General features: G+C 65.4%; 16 protein-coding genes and 1 tRNA gene. All 17 read left to right on the forward strand.

The genetic code is table 11. The features are described from left to right. Positions 1-27: 27 nt before the first annotated feature. Positions 28-765 carry a triose-phosphate isomerase gene (tpiA, locus tag ACWTPI_RS06300; RefSeq protein ID WP_454731212.1) on the forward strand — a complete coding sequence of 246 codons (738 nt, stop codon included), beginning with the start codon at positions 28-30 and terminating at the stop codon, positions 763-765. Between the two features lie 46 nt (positions 766-811). Next, a complete protein-coding gene (gene secG / locus ACWTPI_RS06305; protein WP_029043743.1) occupies positions 812-1,180 on the forward strand; it encodes a preprotein translocase subunit SecG in 369 nt (122 codons plus the stop codon). Positions 1,181-1,383: 203 nt separating this feature from the next. Continuing rightward, positions 1,384-1,468, forward strand: a tRNA-Leu gene (locus ACWTPI_RS06310). A 165-nt stretch (positions 1,469-1,633) separates the two neighbouring features. Next, on the forward strand, positions 1,634-1,993 hold the full coding sequence (locus ACWTPI_RS06315) for an NADH-quinone oxidoreductase subunit A (protein WP_020203630.1): 360 nt from the start codon (positions 1,634-1,636) through the stop codon (positions 1,991-1,993). A 6-nt stretch (positions 1,994-1,999) separates the two neighbouring features. Next, positions 2,000-2,482, forward strand: a complete 483-nt coding sequence (locus tag ACWTPI_RS06320; RefSeq protein ID WP_020203631.1) for a NuoB/complex I 20 kDa subunit family protein — start codon at positions 2,000-2,002, stop codon at positions 2,480-2,482. Position 2,483: 1 nt separating this feature from the next. Beyond that, a complete protein-coding gene (locus tag ACWTPI_RS06325; protein WP_020203632.1) occupies positions 2,484-3,083 on the forward strand; it encodes an NADH-quinone oxidoreductase subunit C in 600 nt (199 codons plus the stop codon). A gap of 8 nt (positions 3,084-3,091) precedes the next feature. After that, a complete protein-coding gene (locus tag ACWTPI_RS06330; protein ID WP_020203633.1) occupies positions 3,092-4,345 on the forward strand; it encodes an NADH-quinone oxidoreductase subunit D in 1,254 nt (417 codons plus the stop codon). A 203-nt stretch (positions 4,346-4,548) separates the two neighbouring features. Beyond that, the gene (gene nuoE / locus ACWTPI_RS06335) at positions 4,549-5,049 is read left to right on the forward strand and encodes an NADH-quinone oxidoreductase subunit NuoE (protein ID WP_454731213.1); all 501 of its coding nucleotides are present in this window, start codon (positions 4,549-4,551) and stop codon (positions 5,047-5,049) included. Position 5,050: 1 nt separating this feature from the next. Continuing rightward, entirely contained in the window at positions 5,051-6,346 is a 1,296-nt protein-coding gene (gene nuoF, locus ACWTPI_RS06340; RefSeq protein ID WP_020203635.1) for an NADH-quinone oxidoreductase subunit NuoF, read from the forward strand. Positions 6,347-6,358: 12 nt separating this feature from the next. Then, entirely contained in the window at positions 6,359-8,734 is a 2,376-nt protein-coding gene (gene nuoG, locus ACWTPI_RS06345) for an NADH-quinone oxidoreductase subunit NuoG (RefSeq protein WP_454731214.1), read from the forward strand. An 18-nt stretch (positions 8,735-8,752) separates the two neighbouring features. After that, a complete protein-coding gene (nuoH, locus tag ACWTPI_RS06350; RefSeq protein WP_020203637.1) occupies positions 8,753-9,817 on the forward strand; it encodes an NADH-quinone oxidoreductase subunit NuoH in 1,065 nt (354 codons plus the stop codon). Positions 9,818-9,882: 65 nt separating this feature from the next. Beyond that, positions 9,883-10,374 carry an NADH-quinone oxidoreductase subunit NuoI gene (gene nuoI, locus ACWTPI_RS06355; protein WP_020203638.1) on the forward strand — a complete coding sequence of 164 codons (492 nt, stop codon included), beginning with the start codon at positions 9,883-9,885 and terminating at the stop codon, positions 10,372-10,374. Between the two features lie 166 nt (positions 10,375-10,540). Then, complete coding sequence (locus ACWTPI_RS06360) at positions 10,541-11,176, forward strand: NADH-quinone oxidoreductase subunit J (RefSeq protein WP_059412988.1); 636 nt, start codon at positions 10,541-10,543, stop codon at positions 11,174-11,176. Positions 11,177-11,192: 16 nt separating this feature from the next. Next, a complete protein-coding gene (gene nuoK / locus ACWTPI_RS06365) occupies positions 11,193-11,498 on the forward strand; it encodes an NADH-quinone oxidoreductase subunit NuoK (protein ID WP_006156828.1) in 306 nt (101 codons plus the stop codon). Positions 11,499-11,557: 59 nt separating this feature from the next. Continuing rightward, positions 11,558-13,672 carry an NADH-quinone oxidoreductase subunit L gene (gene nuoL / locus ACWTPI_RS06370; RefSeq protein WP_020203641.1) on the forward strand — a complete coding sequence of 705 codons (2,115 nt, stop codon included), beginning with the start codon at positions 11,558-11,560 and terminating at the stop codon, positions 13,670-13,672. Between the two features lie 13 nt (positions 13,673-13,685). Next, a complete protein-coding gene (locus tag ACWTPI_RS06375; RefSeq protein ID WP_029043744.1) occupies positions 13,686-15,152 on the forward strand; it encodes an NADH-quinone oxidoreductase subunit M in 1,467 nt (488 codons plus the stop codon). An 18-nt stretch (positions 15,153-15,170) separates the two neighbouring features. Then, a complete protein-coding gene (nuoN, locus tag ACWTPI_RS06380) occupies positions 15,171-16,646 on the forward strand; it encodes an NADH-quinone oxidoreductase subunit NuoN (RefSeq protein ID WP_029043745.1) in 1,476 nt (491 codons plus the stop codon). Positions 16,647-16,651: the final 5 nt, after the last annotated feature.

Consider the following 16,651-nt stretch of genomic DNA (forward strand, 5'->3'; position numbering starts at 1 on the left):
AGCGGGTTTTATCGAGAGAGGCGCTCCGTGAGACAAAAGCTCGTCATCGGCAACTGGAAGATGCACGGCAGCCTGGCCGCCAACGCGGCCCTGCTGGCAGGTATCAAGGCCGCACCGGCCAGCGCTCGCCTGGCGGTGTGCGCGCCGTTCCCGTACCTGGCGCAGTGCCAGTCGCTGCTGGCCGGCACGGCCGTGGCGTGGGGCGCGCAGGACGTCTCGGCCGAGGCGCGCGGCGCGTTCACCGGCGAGGTGGCGGCTTCGATGCTGGCCGAATTCGGCGTTTCCTACGTCCTGGTCGGGCATTCGGAGCGCCGCGGCTATCATGGCGAGACCGATGCCGTGGTGGCCGCCAAGGCGGTGCGCGCGCTCGAGTCCGGCATCGTGCCGGTGGTGTGCGTGGGCGAGACCCTGGCGCAGCGCGAGGCGGGCGAGACCGAGGCGGTGGTCGGTCGCCAGCTCGACGCCGTGCTGGCGGCGCTGTCGGCCGAGCAGCTCGCGCGCGTCGTGCTGGCCTACGAGCCGGTCTGGGCGATCGGCACCGGCAAGACCGCCAGCAGCGCGCAGGCCCAGGCCGTGCACGCATTCCTGCGCGGCCGCGTGGCGGCGCGCGACGCCGGCGTGGCGGCCGGCATGGCCATGTTGTACGGCGGCAGCGTCAAGCCGGACAACGCGGCAGAACTGTTTTCCATGCCCGACATCGACGGGGGCCTCATCGGAGGCGCCGCGCTGAAGTCGGACGATTTCCTCGCGATCGGCAACGCCTGAATGCCGGCCGCTCACATGGTCTGATCAGGCAAGCGAATCGAACCAAATGGCAATTTTCAAAACTTTGTTGGTAGTGGCGCAGGTACTGTCCGCGCTTGGCGTGATCGGCCTGGTGCTGCTGCAGCATGGCAAGGGCGCGGACGTCGGCGCGGCGTTCGGCTCGGGCGCCTCGGGCAGCCTGTTCGGCGCCACCGGCTCGGCCAACTTCCTGTCGCGCACCACGGCCGTGCTGGCGTCGCTGTTCTTCATCTGCACGCTGAGCCTGACGCTGATGGGCAACTACCGTCCCACTGCCTCGCTGGGCGTGATGGGCGCCGCTCCGCAGTCGGCGCCGGCACCTGCCGCGGCGGCTTCGGCCCCCGCTGCGCCGACCGTGGCAGCCTCCGGCGCAGCCGCGCCCGCAGTACCGAAATAATCAAGCGGCCTTGCGACGGATTCTTGAAGATTTTTGTAGTTGTGCGTTGAACAAAACAAGAATTTTGGGTTAGAATGCAAGGCTTGAAACGATCCCCCAGCGACGGGGCTCCAGCCAGGATCAAGGTATCCCAGCCAGAGTTCCGAAGGGTGTAAAAACCCTGGGCCCCAAGGCCAGCGCCAGGCAATATTGTTTCTCCCCCAGCCGACGTGGTGAAATTGGTAGACACGCTATCTTGAGGGGGTAGTGGCGAAAGCTGTGCGAGTTCGAGTCTCGCCGTCGGCACCAAACAACTTGATCGGGGCGTGGAGTCCGGAGAGCATCCCGGCTTCGTGCCCCGGCCAGTCCGCAAGGCGGCGTCGTAATTTCTACGGAATGGCGCTTGGGGTGGGCAACAGGTCGCCGCTAGCTGCTGGTGCTGTTGACAACATTCCAGATAAGGCTGGCCGTACCTTGAATCTCGAAGCCTACTTCCCCGTCCTCATCTTCATCATCTTCGGTGTCGTGCTCGGCGTGGCATTGATGTCGATCGGCCGGATCCTCGGCCCCAACAAACCCGACCCCGCGAAGCTCTCTCCCTACGAGTGCGGCTTCGAAGCGTTCGAGGACGCGCGCATGAAGTTCGACGTGCGCTACTACCTCATCGCTATCCTGTTCATCCTGTTCGATCTCGAAACTGCCTTCCTTTTCCCGTGGGGTGTAGCCCTGCGCGAGATCGGCTGGCCGGGATTCTTCTCCATGGGCGTGTTTCTGCTGGAATTCATCGTGGGCTTCGTCTACATCTGGAAAAAAGGCGCGCTCGATTGGGAGTGATGTGAAATGGCAATCGAAGGCGTTCTCAATGAAGGCTTCGTCACGACTACCGCTGACAAGCTGATCAACTGGACCCGCACCGGGTCGCTCTGGCCGATGACCTTCGGCCTGGCCTGCTGTGCCGTGGAAATGATGCATGCTGGCGCGGCACGCTACGACCTGGACCGCTTCGGCGTGGTGTTCCGCCCGTCGCCGCGCCAGTCCGACGTGATGATCGTGGCCGGCACGCTGTGCAACAAGATGGCCCCCGCGCTGCGCAAGGTCTACGACCAGATGGCGGAGCCGCGCTGGGTGATCTCGATGGGGTCGTGCGCGAATGGCGGCGGCTACTATCACTACTCGTATTCCGTGGTGCGCGGCTGCGATCGCATCGTGCCGGTGGATATCTACGTGCCGGGTTGCCCGCCGACGGCCGAAGCGCTGATCTACGGCGTCATCCAGCTGCAGAACAAGATCCGTCGCACCAACACCATCGCGCGCAAGGGCTGACATGGCGAACCTCGATACCCTGAAGGCCGCGCTCGAAAAGACATTGGGCAAGCGTATCCAGAAACTCGTCGAGGCGGTAGGGGAGCTAACCCTGATCGTCAAGGCCGACGACTACCTGGAAACCGCGCTGATGCTGCGCGACGATCCCTCGCTGCGCTTCGAGCAGTTGCTCGACGTGGCCGGCGTCGATTACTCCGCGTACGGCGACGGTGCCTGGGACGGCCCCCGTTTCGCCGCGGTGACGCACCTGCTGTCGATCACCCATAACTGGCGCCTGCGCGTGCGCGTGTTCGCGCCCGACGACGACGTGCCCGTGGTGCCGTCGCTGAACGACGTCTGGAACTCGGCCAACTGGTTCGAGCGCGAAGCGTTCGACTTCTTCGGCATCGTATTCGAAGGCCATAACGACCTGCGCCGCCTGCTGACCGACTACGGTTTCGTCGGCCACCCGTTCCGCAAGGACTTCCCGGTGTCGGGCTTCGTCGAAATGCGCTACGACCCCGAGCAGAAGCGGGTGATCTATCAACCCGTGACCATCGAGCCGCGTGAAATCACGCCGCGCGTGATCCGGGAAGAGAACTACGGCGGCTTGCAGCACTGAGAAGCGCAATGGCAGACATCAAGAACTACACCCTGAACTTCGGCCCGCAGCACCCGGCGGCACACGGCGTGCTGCGCCTCGTGCTCGAGCTCGACGGCGAAGTGATCCAGCGCGCCGACCCGCACATCGGCCTGCTGCACCGTGCCACCGAGAAGCTGGCGGAGCAGAAGACCTGGATCCAGAGCGTGCCGTACATGGACCGCCTCGACTACGTGTCGATGATGGTCAACGAGCATGCCTACGTGATGGCGATCGAGAAGCTGCTCGACGTCGACGTGCCCATCCGCGCGCAGTACATCCGCGTGATGTTCGACGAGATCACGCGCCTGCTGAACCACCTGATGTGGATCGGCGCGCATGCGCTCGACGTGGGCGCGATGGCCGTCTTCCTGTACGCCTTCCGCGAACGCGAAGACATGTTCGACATGTACGAGGCGGTGTCGGGCGCGCGCATGCACGCGGCCTACTACCGTCCGGGCGGCGTGTACCGCGACCTGCCCGACACGATGCCGCAATACAAGGCGTCGAAGATCCACAACGAGCGCGCCATCAAGGCCATGAACGAAGCGCGTTCGGGCTCGCTGCTGGACTTCATCGAGGACTTCACCAACCGCTTCCCGAAGTACGTCGACGAATACGAGACGCTGCTGACGGACAACCGGATCTGGAAGCAGCGCCTGGTCGGCATCGGCGTGGTGAGCCCCGAGCGCGCGCTGCAGATGGGCTTCACCGGCCCGATGCTGCGCGGCTCCGGCATCGAGTGGGACCTGCGCAAGAAGCAGCCCTACGAGGTGTACGACCGCATGGACTTCCAGGTGCCGGTGGGCGTGGGCGGCGACTGCTACGCGCGCTACCTGGTGCGCGTGGAAGAGATGCGCCAGTCCAACCACATCATCAGGCAGTGCATCGACTGGCTGCGCCGCAACCCGGGCCCGGTGATGAGCGACAACCACAAGGTGACGCCGCCGGCGCGCGTGGACATGAAGTCGAACATGGAAGAGCTGATCCACCATTTCAAGCTCTTCACCGAAGGTATCCACGTGCCCGAAGGCGAAGCCTACGCGGCGGTGGAGCACCCGAAGGGCGAGTTCGGCATCTACGCGATCTCCGACGGTGCGAACAAGCCGTACCGCCTGAAGATCCGGGCGCCGGGCTTTGCCCATCTGGCGGCCCTCGACGAAATGGCCAAGGGCCACATGATTGCAGACGCGGTAACGATCATCGGCACGCAGGACATCGTCTTCGGCGAGATCGACCGCTAACAGGAGCCGCCGGCCCCGGACGACGATCCGGGCGCCCCTGGCCGGAATCCGGGCAAGGCCCGCGTCCGGCCACGGGAAACCTGCGGTGGGCCAGGCATGCTCCGACATGCGGGCCGCAACGGCAGCGACGGCTGCAAACCTGCGCAATGCGCGCCACGTGGCGGGCATGAACGCAAATGACTCGGCGTATTACAGCAACGACCATGCTATCAGCAGAAGCTCTCAAGGAAATCGATCGCGCGATCGCCAAGTATCCGGCTGACCAGAAGCAGTCGGCCGTGATGGCGGCGCTGGCCGTGGCACAGGGCGAAGTGGGCTGGGTCTCTCCGGAAGTCATGCAGTTCGTCGCCAGCTACCTCGACATGCCCCCGGTGTGGGTCGAGGAAGTCGCGACCTTCTACAACATGTACGACACCAAGCCGGTCGGCAAGTACAAGCTGACGGTCTGCACCAACCTGCCCTGCGCCCTGTCGGGCGGCGAGCGGGCCGGCGAGTATCTCAAGCGCAAGCTCGGCATCGACTACAACGAAACCACTCCGTGCGGCACCTTCACGCTCAAGGAAGGCGAATGCATGGGCGCCTGCGGCGACGCGCCGGTGATGATCGTCAACAACACCCGCATGTGCAGCTTCATGAGCGACGCCAAGCTCGATGCGCTGGTCGACGAGATCAAGGCCACCGAAGCCGCCAAGGGGGACAAGTAACATGACCTCTCTGCACGACCGCCACATCAAGCCGCTGATCCTGGCCGGCCTCGACGGCAGCAACTGGCACCTCGAAGACTACGTCAAGCGCGGCGGCTACCAGCAGCTGCGGCGCATCCTGACCGAGAAGGTCACGCCCGAGCAGGTGATCGCGGACGTCAAGGCCTCGGGCCTGCGCGGGCGCGGCGGCGCGGGCTTCCCCACCGGCCTGAAGTGGAGCTTCATGCCGCGCCAGTTCCCGGGCCAGAAGTACCTGGTCTGCAATACCGACGAGGGCGAGCCCGGCACCTTCAAGGACCGCGACATCATCCGCTACAACCCGCACGCGCTGATCGAAGGCATGGCCATCGGCGCGTACGCGATGGGCATCACCGTGGGCTACAACTACATCCACGGCGAGATCTGGAACGAATACCGGATCTTCGAGCAGGCGCTCGAGGAAGCGCGCGCGGCGGGCTTCCTGGGCGACGACATCCTGGGCTCGGGCTTCAACTTCCAGCTGCATGCCCACCACGGCTACGGCGCCTACATCTGCGGCGAGGAAACCGCGCTGCTCGAATCGCTGGAAGGCAAGAAAGGCCAGCCGCGCTTCAAGCCGCCGTTCCCGGCCAGTTTCGGCCTGTACGGCAAGCCGACCACCATCAACAACACCGAGACCTTCGCCGCGGTGCCGTTCCTGCTGGGCGTCGGCCCGGACAACTACCTGAAGATGGGCAAGCCGAACAACGGCGGCACCAAGATCTTCTCGGTGTCCGGCGACGTCGAGCGCCCCGGCAACTACGAGATCCCGCTGGGCACGCCGTTCTCGGCGCTGCTGGAGCTCGCCGGCGGCATGCGCGGCGGCAAGCGCATCAAGGCGGTGATCCCGGGCGGCTCGTCCGCGCCGGTGGTGCCGGGCGATCTGATGATGGCGTCCGACATGGACTACGACTCGATCTCCAAGGCCGGCTCGATGCTGGGCTCGGGCGCGGTGATCGTGATGGACGAGACGCGCTGCATGGTCCGCTCGCTGCTGCGCCTGTCGTACTTTTACTTCGAAGAATCGTGCGGCCAGTGCACGCCGTGCCGCGAAGGCACGGGCTGGCTCTACCGCATGGTGAATCGCATCGAACACGGGGAAGGGCGCCAGGAAGACCTGGACCTGCTCAATAACGTCGCTGAAAACATCATGGGCCGCACCATCTGCGCGCTCGGTGATGCGGCAGCGATGCCGGTCCGCGGCATGCTCAAGCACTACTGGAAAGAGTTCGAGTATCACGTCGAACACAAGCAGTGCATGGTTCCGGCCTACATCTAAGCGTGGCAGAACATGGTTGAACTCGAGATCGACGGCAAGAAGGTTGAGGTTGCTGAAGGCAGCCTGGTGATGGAAGCGGCCCGCAAGCTGGGCACCTACATCCCGCACTTCTGCTACCACCGCAAATTGTCCATCGCGGCCAACTGCCGCATGTGCCTGGTCGAGGTCGAAAAGGCGCCCAAGGCGCTGCCGGCCTGCGCCACTCCCGTCACCCCGGGCATGAAGGTCTTCACCAATTCGGAGAAGGCGGTCAAGGCCCAGAAGTCGGTGATGGAATTCCTGCTGATCAACCACCCGCTGGACTGCCCGATCTGCGATCAGGGCGGCGAGTGCCAGTTGCAGGATCTGGCGGTCGGCTACGGCGGCTCGGAATCGCGCTACAAGGAAGAGAAGCGCGTGGTGTTCCACAAGAGCGTGGGCCCGCTGATCTCGATGGAAGAGATGACGCGCTGCATCCACTGCACCCGCTGCGTGCGCTTCGGCCAGGAAGTGGCCGGCGTGATGGAGCTGGGCATGCTCAACCGCGGCGAGCACTCGGAAATCACCACGTTCGTGGGCCAGACGGTCGACTCCGAACTGTCGGGCAACATGATCGACCTGTGCCCGGTCGGCGCGCTGACCAGCAAGCCGTTCCGCTACTCGGCCCGCACCTGGGAACTGGCGCGCCGCAAGTCGGTGTCGCCGCATGACGGCCTCGGCGCCAACCTCGTGGTGCAGACCAAGAACCAGCGCGTGATGCGCGTGCTGCCGCTGGAAAACGAAGACGTCAACGAGTGCTGGCTGTCCGACAAGGACCGCTTCTCGTACGAAGGCCTGAACAGCGCCGACCGTCTCACCAAGCCGCTGCTCAAGCAGGGCGGCGAGTGGATGGAAACCGACTGGCAGACCGCGCTGGAATACGTGGCCAACGGCCTGGCCGGCATCAAGCGCGAGCACGGCGCCGACCAGATCGCCGCGCTGGCCAGCCCGCACAGCACGCTGGAGGAACTCCACCTGCTGGGCAAGCTGGTGCGCGGCCTGGGCAGCGACAACATCGACTTCCGCCAGCGCCAGACCGATTTCTCGGCCGCCGTGAAGGGCGCGCCGTGGCTGGGCCTGCCGATCGCCGAAGTCTCCGCGCTGCAGCGCGTGCTGGTGATCGGCTCGGCCCTGCGCAAGGACCACCCGCTGCTGGCCGCGCGTCTGCGCCAGGCCGGCAAGAAGGGCGCCCGCGTGGCCGTGCTCGGCGCCAACGCCGACGACCTGCTGATGCCGCTGGCCGCCCGCATCGACGCGGCGCCGTCCGCCTGGGCCGCGGCCCTGGCCGGCGTGGCCCGCGTGGTGGCCGCCGCCAAGGGCGTGGCCGCACCGGCCGGCACTGACGGCTTCGACGGCGACGACAAGGCCAGGCTGATCGCCGACGCGCTGCTGTCGGGCGAGCGCCGCGCCGTGTTCCTCGGCAACGAGGCCGTGCGCCATCCGCAGTTCGCCACGCTGCACGCGCTGGCGCAGTGGATCGCCACCGAGACCGGCGCCACGCTGGGCTTCCTGACCGAAGCCGCCAACACCGTGGGCGGCCACATCGCCGGCGCGCTGCCGCAGAACGGCGGCGCCAACGCGCAGGCCATGTTCGCCACCCCGCGCCGCGCCTACGTGCTGCTCAACGCCGAACCCGAGTTCGACGCCGCCAACCCGCGCCAGGCCCTGGCCGCGCTGGGCCAGGCCGGCACCGTGGTGGTGCTGTCGCCGTTCCGCTCGGAAGCCGCGCTGCAATACGCCGACGTGATCCTGCCGGTGACGCCGTACACCGAGACCGCCGGCACCTTCGTCAACTGCGAAGGCCTGCCGCAGAGCTTCAACGGCGTGGTGCGCGCGCTCGGCGACGCGCGCCCGGCCTGGAAGGTCCTGCGCGTGCTGGGCAACCTGCTCGACGTGCCGGGCTTCGACTACGAGACCGCCGAGAACGTGCGCGACGACGTGCTGGCCAGGCCGGTCGCGGCGCAGCTGAGCAACGCCACCGACGCCGCCATCCGCGTGAGCGCGGCCGCCGGCGGCATCGAGCGCGTCGCCGACGTGCCGATCTACCACGCCGACCCGATCGTGCGCCGCGCCGACTCGCTGCAACTGACCGCCGCCGCGCGCCGCGCCATGCAGGCCGGCCTGTCGGCCGACCTGTTCGCCGCGCTCGGCGTGCAGGCCGGCGACCCGGTGCGCGTGACGCAGGGGCAGGGCAGCGTGGTGCTGCCGGCGGCGCTGGAAGCGGCGCTGCCCGCCGGCACCGTGCGCGTATCCGCGGGCACCGTCGCCGCGGCCAGCCTGGACGCCACGTCGGGCACCGTCACCGTTGAGAAAGCCATCGACCTGGCCAGCGCCGCGAAGGGCGCGGCCGAGCCGGCGGCCACGGCATAAGAAGAGCGAGAAAGAAACATGATCGACTGGATTACCTCGCAAGGGCAGAATCTCTTCGGCGGCGCCTGGACGCCGCTGTGGATCCTGATTCGCGCCGTGCTCATCGTGGTGCCGCTGCTGCTGTGCGTGGCCTACCTGATCCTGTGGGAGCGCAAGCTGATCGGCTGGATGCACGTGCGTATCGGCCCGAACCGGGTCGGCCCGCTCGGCCTGCTGCAGCCGATCGCCGACGTGCTCAAGCTGCTGCTCAAGGAAGTCATGATGCCGACGCAGGTCAGCCGGGGCATGTACCTGGTTGCCCCGCTGATGGTGCTGATGCCCGCCGTGGCGGTCTGGGCGGTGATCCCGTTCCAGGCCGAGGCGGTGATGGCCAACGTCAACGCCGGCCTGCTGTACGTGATGGCGATCAGCTCGGTCGGCGTGTACGGCGTGATCCTGGCCGGCTGGGCCTCGAACTCCAAGTACGCCTTCATCGGCGCCATGCGCGCCGCGGCGCAGATGGTGTCGTACGAAATCGCGATGGGCTTCGCCCTGGTGACGGTGCTGATGGTGTCGGGCAGCCTGAACCTGTCGGCCATCGTCAACACGCAGAACACCGGCTACTTCGCCGGCCTGGGCATCAACATCCTGTCCTGGAACTGGCTGCCGCTGCTGCCGATGTTCGGCGTCTACTTCATCTCCGGCGTGGCCGAGACCAACCGCCACCCGTTCGACGTGGTGGAAGGCGAATCGGAAATCGTGGCCGGCCACATGATCGAATATTCGGGCATGGCCTTCGCGCTGTTCTTCCTGGCCGAGTACATCAACATGATCATCATCTCGACGATGACCGCGCTGATGTTCCTGGGAGGCTGGGCGCCGCCGTTCTCGAGCTTCATCACCAATGCGATCCCGGGCTTCTTCTGGCTGCTGTTCAAGGTCTTCCTGCTGCTGTCGGTCTTCATCTGGCTGCGCGCGTCGTTCCCGCGCTACCGCTACGACCAGATCATGCGCCTGGGCTGGAAGGTCTTCATCCCGCTTACGGTGGGCTGGCTGATCATCGTCGCGATCTGGATCCGGTCGCCTTGGAATATCTGGCATTGAACGGCCAGGGCAGGTGCGCCGCCGCCCCCGGCGGCGCCCTGCGGAATCATTAGGAAGCAATCGTCATGCTGCTCGCCATCAAGGACTTCTTCAACAGCCTGCTCCTGAAGGAACTCTTCAAGGGCATGGCTCTGACCGGGCGCTATCTCTTCGCCCGCAAGGTCACGGTCCAGTTTCCCGAAGAGAAGACGCCGATCTCGCCGCGTTTCCGCGGCCTGCACGCGCTGCGCCGCTACCCCAACGGCGAAGAGCGGTGCATCGCCTGCAAGCTGTGCGAGGCGGTCTGCCCGGCGATGGCCATCACCATCGAGTCCGACGCGCGCGCCGACGGCACCCGCCGCACCACGCGCTACGACATCGACCTGACCAAGTGCATCTTCTGCGGCTTCTGCGAAGAGGCCTGCCCGGTCGACGCCATCGTCGAGACGCACATCCTCGAGTATCACGGCGAGAAGCGCGGCGACCTGTATTTCACCAAGGATCTGCTGCTGGCCGTGGGCGACCGCTACGAACCGCAGATCGCCGCGGCCAAGGCCGCGGACGCCAAGTACCGCTGAGCATCGCCCAAGGCGGAGCATTACAGGGCGTGCCGGCCGAATCTGGCCGGCGCCGCCAACGAACAAGTGAATCCGGCCCCGCTGGGGCCGACGAAAAGGATGCCGCAAGGGCAGGCCGCCGGAGGCGGCTTGTGCCGGAAGGCTCAAAGAGGATCCGACAGGAACCATGGAACTGACGACCACCATCTTCTACGTCTTTGCGCTGGTGCTGGTGCTCTCCGCACTGAAAGTCATCACCGCGAAGAACCCCGTGCACTCCGCACTGTTCCTCGTGCTGTCGTTCTTCACGGCCGCCGCGATCTGGATGCTGCTGAAGGCCGAATTCCTCGCCATCCTGCTGGTGCTGGTGTACGTGGGCGCCGTGATGGTGCTGTTCCTGTTCGTGGTGATGATGATCGACATCGACATCGAGCACCTGCGACGGGACTTCTGGACCTACGTGCCGCTGGCCTCGGTGGTCGGCGCGCTGATCATCGCCGAGATGGCCACCGTGCTGGTGCGCAACTTCATCGGCACCACCACGCCGCTGAACAACGTGGCGCAGGGCCCGGACTACTCGAACACCGGCGCGCTCGGCAAGCTGATCTACACCGATTACATCTACGCCTTCGAAGTGGCCGGCATCATCCTGCTGGTGGCGATCATCGCCGCCGTCGCGCTGACGCTGCGCCGCCGCAAGGACAACAAGGCGCAGGACGTGGGCGAGCAGCTGCGCACCCGCCGCGAGGATCGCGTGCGCCTGGTCTCGATGCCCGCGGAAGCCAAGGCGCAGGACGCCGCCGCTGCCGCCAACAAGAACTGAAGCCCGGAGACACGCTGTGCTATCTCTCGCCCATTTCCTCGTGCTCGGTGCGATCCTCTTCGCCATCAGCATCGTTGGTATCTTCCTGAACCGCAAGAACGTGATCGTGCTGCTGATGGCGATCGAGTTGATGCTGCTCGCGGTCAACATGAACTTCGTCGCCTTCTCGCATTACCTCGGCGACCTGGCCGGTCAGGTTTTCGTTTTCTTCATCCTCACGGTGGCCGCGGCCGAGTCGGCAATCGGTCTGGCAATCCTGGTCGTGCTGTTCCGCAACCTGGACACGATCAACGTGGACGACATGGACACCCTCAAGGGCTGATCCGCATCGCCACGCCATGAATCAAGACTGTAATCCGACCGCACACCACTAAGCGTCCTATGGCAACCACGCTCGACCCCAACCTGCTACTGGCGATCCCGCTCGCACCGCTAGCCGGTGCAGCCATCGCCGGCCTGTTCGGCACCAAGTTCTTCAGCACGTTCTCCTCGGAGACGCGCGCCGGCCGCACGCTGGCCCACACCGTGACCATCCTCGGCGTGGCGATCTCCTGCCTGCTGTCGATCATCGTGCTGCTGGATGTGCTGAACGGCGCGAGCTTCAACGCCACGGTGTACGAGTGGATGACGATCGGCAGCCTCAAGATGGAAGTCGGCTTCCTGGTCGACTCGCTCACCGCGATGATGATGGTGGTGGTGACCTTCGTCTCGCTGATGGTGCACATCTACACCGTCGGCTACATGGCGGAAGACCCCGGCTACAACCGCTTCTTCGCCTACATCTCGCTGTTCACCTTCTCGATGCTCATGCTGGTCATGAGCAACAACTTCCTGCAGCTGTTCTTCGGCTGGGAAGCGGTGGGCCTGGTGTCGTACCTGCTGATCGGCTTCTGGTACACCCGGCCGACGGCGATCTTCGCCAACCTGAAGGCTTTCCTGGTCAACCGCGTCGGCGACTTCGGCTTCATCCTCGGCATCGGCCTGCTGCTGGCCTACAGCGGCAGCATGAACTACACCGACGTGTTCGCCGCGCGCGACCAGCTCGCCACGATCCTGTTCCCGGGCACCGACTGGATGATGATCACGGTGGCCTGCATCTGCCTGTTCATCGGCGCGATGGGCAAGTCGGCCCAGTTCCCGCTGCACGTGTGGCTGCCGGACTCGATGGAAGGCCCGACCCCGATCTCCGCGCTGATCCACGCCGCCACGATGGTGACGGCCGGCATCTTCATGGTCGCGCGCATGTCGCCGCTGTTCGAGCTGTCCGACACCGCGCTGTCCTTCGTGCTGGTGATCGGCGCGATCACCGCGCTGTTCATGGGCTTCCTGGGCATCATCCAGAACGACATCAAGCGCGTGGTGGCGTACTCCACGCTGTCGCAGCTCGGCTACATGACCGTGGCGCTGGGCGCTTCGGCCTACTCGGTGGCGGTGTTCCACCTGATGACCCACGCCTTCTTCAAGGCGCTGCTGTTCCTCGCGGCCGGCTCGGTCATCATCGGCATGCACCATGACCAGGACATCCGCAACATGGGCGGCCTGCGCAAGTACATGCCGATCACCTGGATCACCTCGCTGGTCGGTTCGCTGGCGCTGATCGGCACGCCGTTCTTCGCGGGCTTCTACTCCAAGGACTCGATCATCGAGGCGGTGGCGGAATCGCACATCGCCGGTTCGGGCTTCGCCTACTTCGCGGTGCTGGCCGGCGTGTTCGTCACGGCGTTCTACTCGTTCCGCATGTACTTCCTGGTGTTCCACGGCGAAGAGCGCTTCGGCAAGGCGCACGACGCGCACCACGCCCACGCGCACGGCCACGATGACCACGAGGAAGAGGAAGCCGGCCACGACGAGCACCATCACGGCCTGGCCCCGGGCCAGAAGCCGCACGAGTCGCCGTGGGTGGTGACGCTGCCGCTGGTCATGCTGGCCATCCCCTCGGTGGTGGTCGGCGCGTTCGCCATCGGCCCGATGCTGTTCGGCGACTTCTTCAAGAACGGCGTGGCCTTCAAGAACGTGATCTACGTCGGCGAGAACCATCATGCGATGGAAGAGCTGGCCGAAGCCTTCCACGGCTGGGTGGCGATGGGCCTGCACTCGCTGACCACGCCGGTGCTGTGGCTGGCCATCGCGGGCGTGGTGCTGTCGTGGTTCTTCTACATGAAGCGCCCGGACATCCCCGCCGCGATCAAGCAACGCTGCTCGGGCCTGTACACGCTGCTCGACAACAAGTACTACATGGACGCCATCAACGAGGCCGTGTTCGCGCGCGGCGCGCGCCTGCTGGGCACCGGCCTGTGGAAGGGCGGCGATCAGGGCCTGATCGACGGCCTGGTGGTCAACGGCGCGGCCCGCGTGGTGGGATGGTTCGCATCGGTCAGCCGCTACCTGCAGTCCGGCTACATCTACCACTACGCATTCGCCATGATCCTGGGCATGCTGGTGCTGCTGTCGCTGACGGTGTTCGGCACCTCGTTCGCCACGGTGGGCGCCAAGTAAGGAAAACAAGAAAATGGTTCTGTCTTTCGCTATCTGGCTGCCTATCTTCTTTGGCTTGCTAGTTCTTGCCTCCGGGTCTGACCGCAGTCGCTGCTACGTGCGCTGGATGGCGCTGTTCGGCTCGGTCGTCAGCTTCGTCGCCACGCTGCCCCTGGTCTTCCACTTCGACCGCTCCACGGCTGCCATGCAGTTCGTCGAGAAGTCGGCCTGGATCGAGCGCTTCAGCATCAACTACCACCTCGGCGTCGACGGCATCTCGATGTGGTTCGTGGTGCTGACGGCCTTCATCACGGTGATCGTGGTGATCTCGGCCTGGGAAGTGATCACCGAGCGCGTGGCCGAGTACATGGCCGCGTTCCTGATCCTGTCCGGCCTGATGGTCGGCGTGTTCAGCGCGCTCAACGGCATGCTGTTCTACGTGTTCTTCGAAGCCACCCTGATCCCGATGTACATCATCATCGGCGTGTGGGGCGGTCCGAACCGCGTGTACGCGGCCTTCAAGTTCTTCCTCTACACGCTGCTCGGCTCGCTGCTGACGCTGGTCGCGCTGCTGTACCTGTACAGCAAGACCGGCACCTTCGACATCCTCGAATGGCACCAGGCCAGGCTGTCGATGAACGAGCAGATCGGCCTGTTCATTGCCTTCTTCCTGGCCTTCGCGGTCAAGGTGCCGATGTGGCCGGTGCACACCTGGCTGCCCGACGCCCACGTGGAGGCGCCGACCGGCGGCTCGGTGGTGCTGGCCGCCATCATGCTGAAGCTGGGCGCCTACGGCTTCCTGCGGTTCTCGCTGCCGATCGCGCCCGACGCGAGCCACAGCCTGGCGGGGTTCATCATCGCCATCTCGCTGATCGCGGTGATCTACATCGGCCTGGTGGCGCTGGTACAGGCCGACATGAAGAAGCTGGTGGCGTATTCGTCGATCGCCCACATGGGTTTCGTCACGCTCGGCTTCTTCATCTTCAACGAGATCGGCCTGGAAGGCGGCATCGTGCAGATGATCTCGCACGGCTTCGTCTCGGGCGCCATGTTCCTGTGCATCGGCGTGCTGTATGACCGCATGCACTCGCGCCAGATCGCCGACTACGGCGGCGTGGTGAACACCATGCCGAAGTTCGCCGCGCTGTCGGTGTTCTTCGCGATGGCCAACTGCGGCCTGCCGGCCACCTCGGGTTTCGTCGGCGAGTTCATGGTCATCCTGGGCGCGGTCAAGTTCAATTTCTGGATCGGCCTGCTGGCGGCCACCGCGCTGATCCTGGGCGCCGCCTATTCGCTGTGGATGGTCAAGCGCGTGATCTTCGGCGACGTGGTGAACAAGCACGTGGCCGAGCTGATCGACCTGAACAAGCGCGAGTTCTTCATGCTCGGCCTGCTGGCGATCATGACCCTGTACATGGGCCTGTATCCGAAACCCTTCACCGACGTCATGCACGCTTCCGTGGTGAACCTGCTGTCGCACGTGGCGCAGTCGAAGCTGTAATCGGGAAGAGAAACAAACATGCAACCGTCCTCGACACTGGCACCTGTGGCGCCAATCATCTTCCTGGCGATCTCGATTGCCGCGGTCAACTGGATCGACCTGGCGCGCGGGCGCAAGCGCACCAGCCTGGCCTATCCGCTGTCGCTGCTGATCACGCTGGTGCTGACCTTCTGGTTCGGCCTCAACGCCGCCGCCGGCGACACCCACTACGCGTTCTCCAACCTGGTGGTGGTGGACCCGATGGCCAACGTGCTGTCGGCGTTCTGCTCGGCCGCGCTGTTCATCACGCTGGTCTACACGCGCGGCTACCTGGCCCAGCGCGACATGTACAACGGCGAGTTCTACATGCTCGCGCTGTTCACGCTCGGCGGCCAGATCGTCATGATCACCGGCAACAACTTCCTGACCCTGTACCTGGGCCTGGAACTGCTGTCGCTGGCGTCCTACGCGCTGGTGGCCCTGCGCCGCGACAACCGCGTGACCTCCGAATCGGCCATCAAGTACTTCGTGCTCGGCGCGCTGGCCTCGGGCTTCCTGCTGTACGGCATGTCGATGCTGTACGGCGCCACCGGCTCGCTGAACCTCGGCGAAGTGTTCCGCGTGGTCGAGTCGGGCCGCGTCAACACCACCATGCTGGCCTTCGGCGTGGTCTTCATCGTGTCCGGCATCGCCTTCAAGATGGGCGCGGCGCCGTTCCACATGTGGATCCCGGACATCTACCAGGGCTCGCCGACCGCGGTGACGCTGCTGATCGCCGGCGCGCCGAAGCTGGCCGCGTTCGCGATGGCGCTGCGCCTGCTGGTCGAAGGCCTGCTGCCGCTGGCGGTGGACTGGCAGCTGATGCTGGTCGTGCTGGCCGTGGCCTCGCTGGCGATCGGCAACCTGACCGCCATCGTGCAGACCAACCTCAAGCGGATGCTGGCGTACTCCACCATCTCGCACATGGGCTTCCTGCTGCTGGGCATGCTGTCCGGCGTGGCCGGCGGCAGCGCCGAGGGCGCCGCCGGCGCCTACGGCGCGTCGATGTTCTACGCCGCGACCTACGTGCTGACCACGCTGGGCACCTTCGGCATCGTGCTGCTGCGCGCCGGCAAGGACTTCGAGGCTGAGACCCTGGACGACCTCAAGGGCCTGTCGCGCAAGAACCCGTGGTTCGCGCTGCTGATGCTGGTGATGATGTTCTCGCTGGCAGGCATCCCGCCGACCGTGGGCTTCTACGCCAAGCTGGCCGTGCTCGAGGCGGTGGTCAAGAGCGGCATGACCTGGCTGGCCGTGGTGGCGGTGCTGTTCTCGCTGATCGGCGCGTTCTACTACCTGCGCGTGGTCAAGCTGATGTACTTCGACGCACCGGCCGACGAGCACAAGCTGGAATCGTCGTTCGGCCTGCGCTCGATGCTGAGCCTGAACGGCGCGCTCATCATCGGCCTGGGCCTGTTCCCGTCGGCGCTGATGAACCTGTGCTACCAGGCCATCCGCGCCACGCTGGCGTCGTGACGCAA

The organism is Cupriavidus ulmosensis, assembly GCF_977008105.1.

Bases quoted from the DNA above. Each gene is read 5' to 3' on its own strand.
- secG (WP_029043743.1), top strand. From the start codon at position 812: ATGGCAATTTTCAAAACTTTGTTGGTAGTGGCGCAGGTACTGTCCGCG.
- ACWTPI_RS06320 (WP_020203631.1), top strand. From the start codon at position 2,000: ATGGCAATCGAAGGCGTTCTCAATGAAGGCTTCGTCACGACTACCGCT.
- ACWTPI_RS06325 (WP_020203632.1), top strand. From the start codon at position 2,484: ATGGCGAACCTCGATACCCTGAAGGCCGCGCTCGAAAAGACATTGGGC.
- ACWTPI_RS06330 (WP_020203633.1), top strand. From the start codon at position 3,092: ATGGCAGACATCAAGAACTACACCCTGAACTTCGGCCCGCAGCACCCG.
- nuoE (WP_454731213.1), top strand. From the start codon at position 4,549: ATGCTATCAGCAGAAGCTCTCAAGGAAATCGATCGCGCGATCGCCAAG.
- nuoF (WP_020203635.1), top strand. From the start codon at position 5,051: ATGACCTCTCTGCACGACCGCCACATCAAGCCGCTGATCCTGGCCGGC.
- nuoG (WP_454731214.1), top strand. From the start codon at position 6,359: ATGGTTGAACTCGAGATCGACGGCAAGAAGGTTGAGGTTGCTGAAGGC.
- nuoH (WP_020203637.1), top strand. From the start codon at position 8,753: ATGATCGACTGGATTACCTCGCAAGGGCAGAATCTCTTCGGCGGCGCC.
- nuoI (WP_020203638.1), top strand. From the start codon at position 9,883: ATGCTGCTCGCCATCAAGGACTTCTTCAACAGCCTGCTCCTGAAGGAA.
- ACWTPI_RS06360 (WP_059412988.1), top strand. From the start codon at position 10,541: ATGGAACTGACGACCACCATCTTCTACGTCTTTGCGCTGGTGCTGGTG.
- nuoL (WP_020203641.1), top strand. From the start codon at position 11,558: ATGGCAACCACGCTCGACCCCAACCTGCTACTGGCGATCCCGCTCGCA.
- ACWTPI_RS06375 (WP_029043744.1), top strand. From the start codon at position 13,686: ATGGTTCTGTCTTTCGCTATCTGGCTGCCTATCTTCTTTGGCTTGCTA.
- nuoN (WP_029043745.1), top strand. From the start codon at position 15,171: ATGCAACCGTCCTCGACACTGGCACCTGTGGCGCCAATCATCTTCCTG.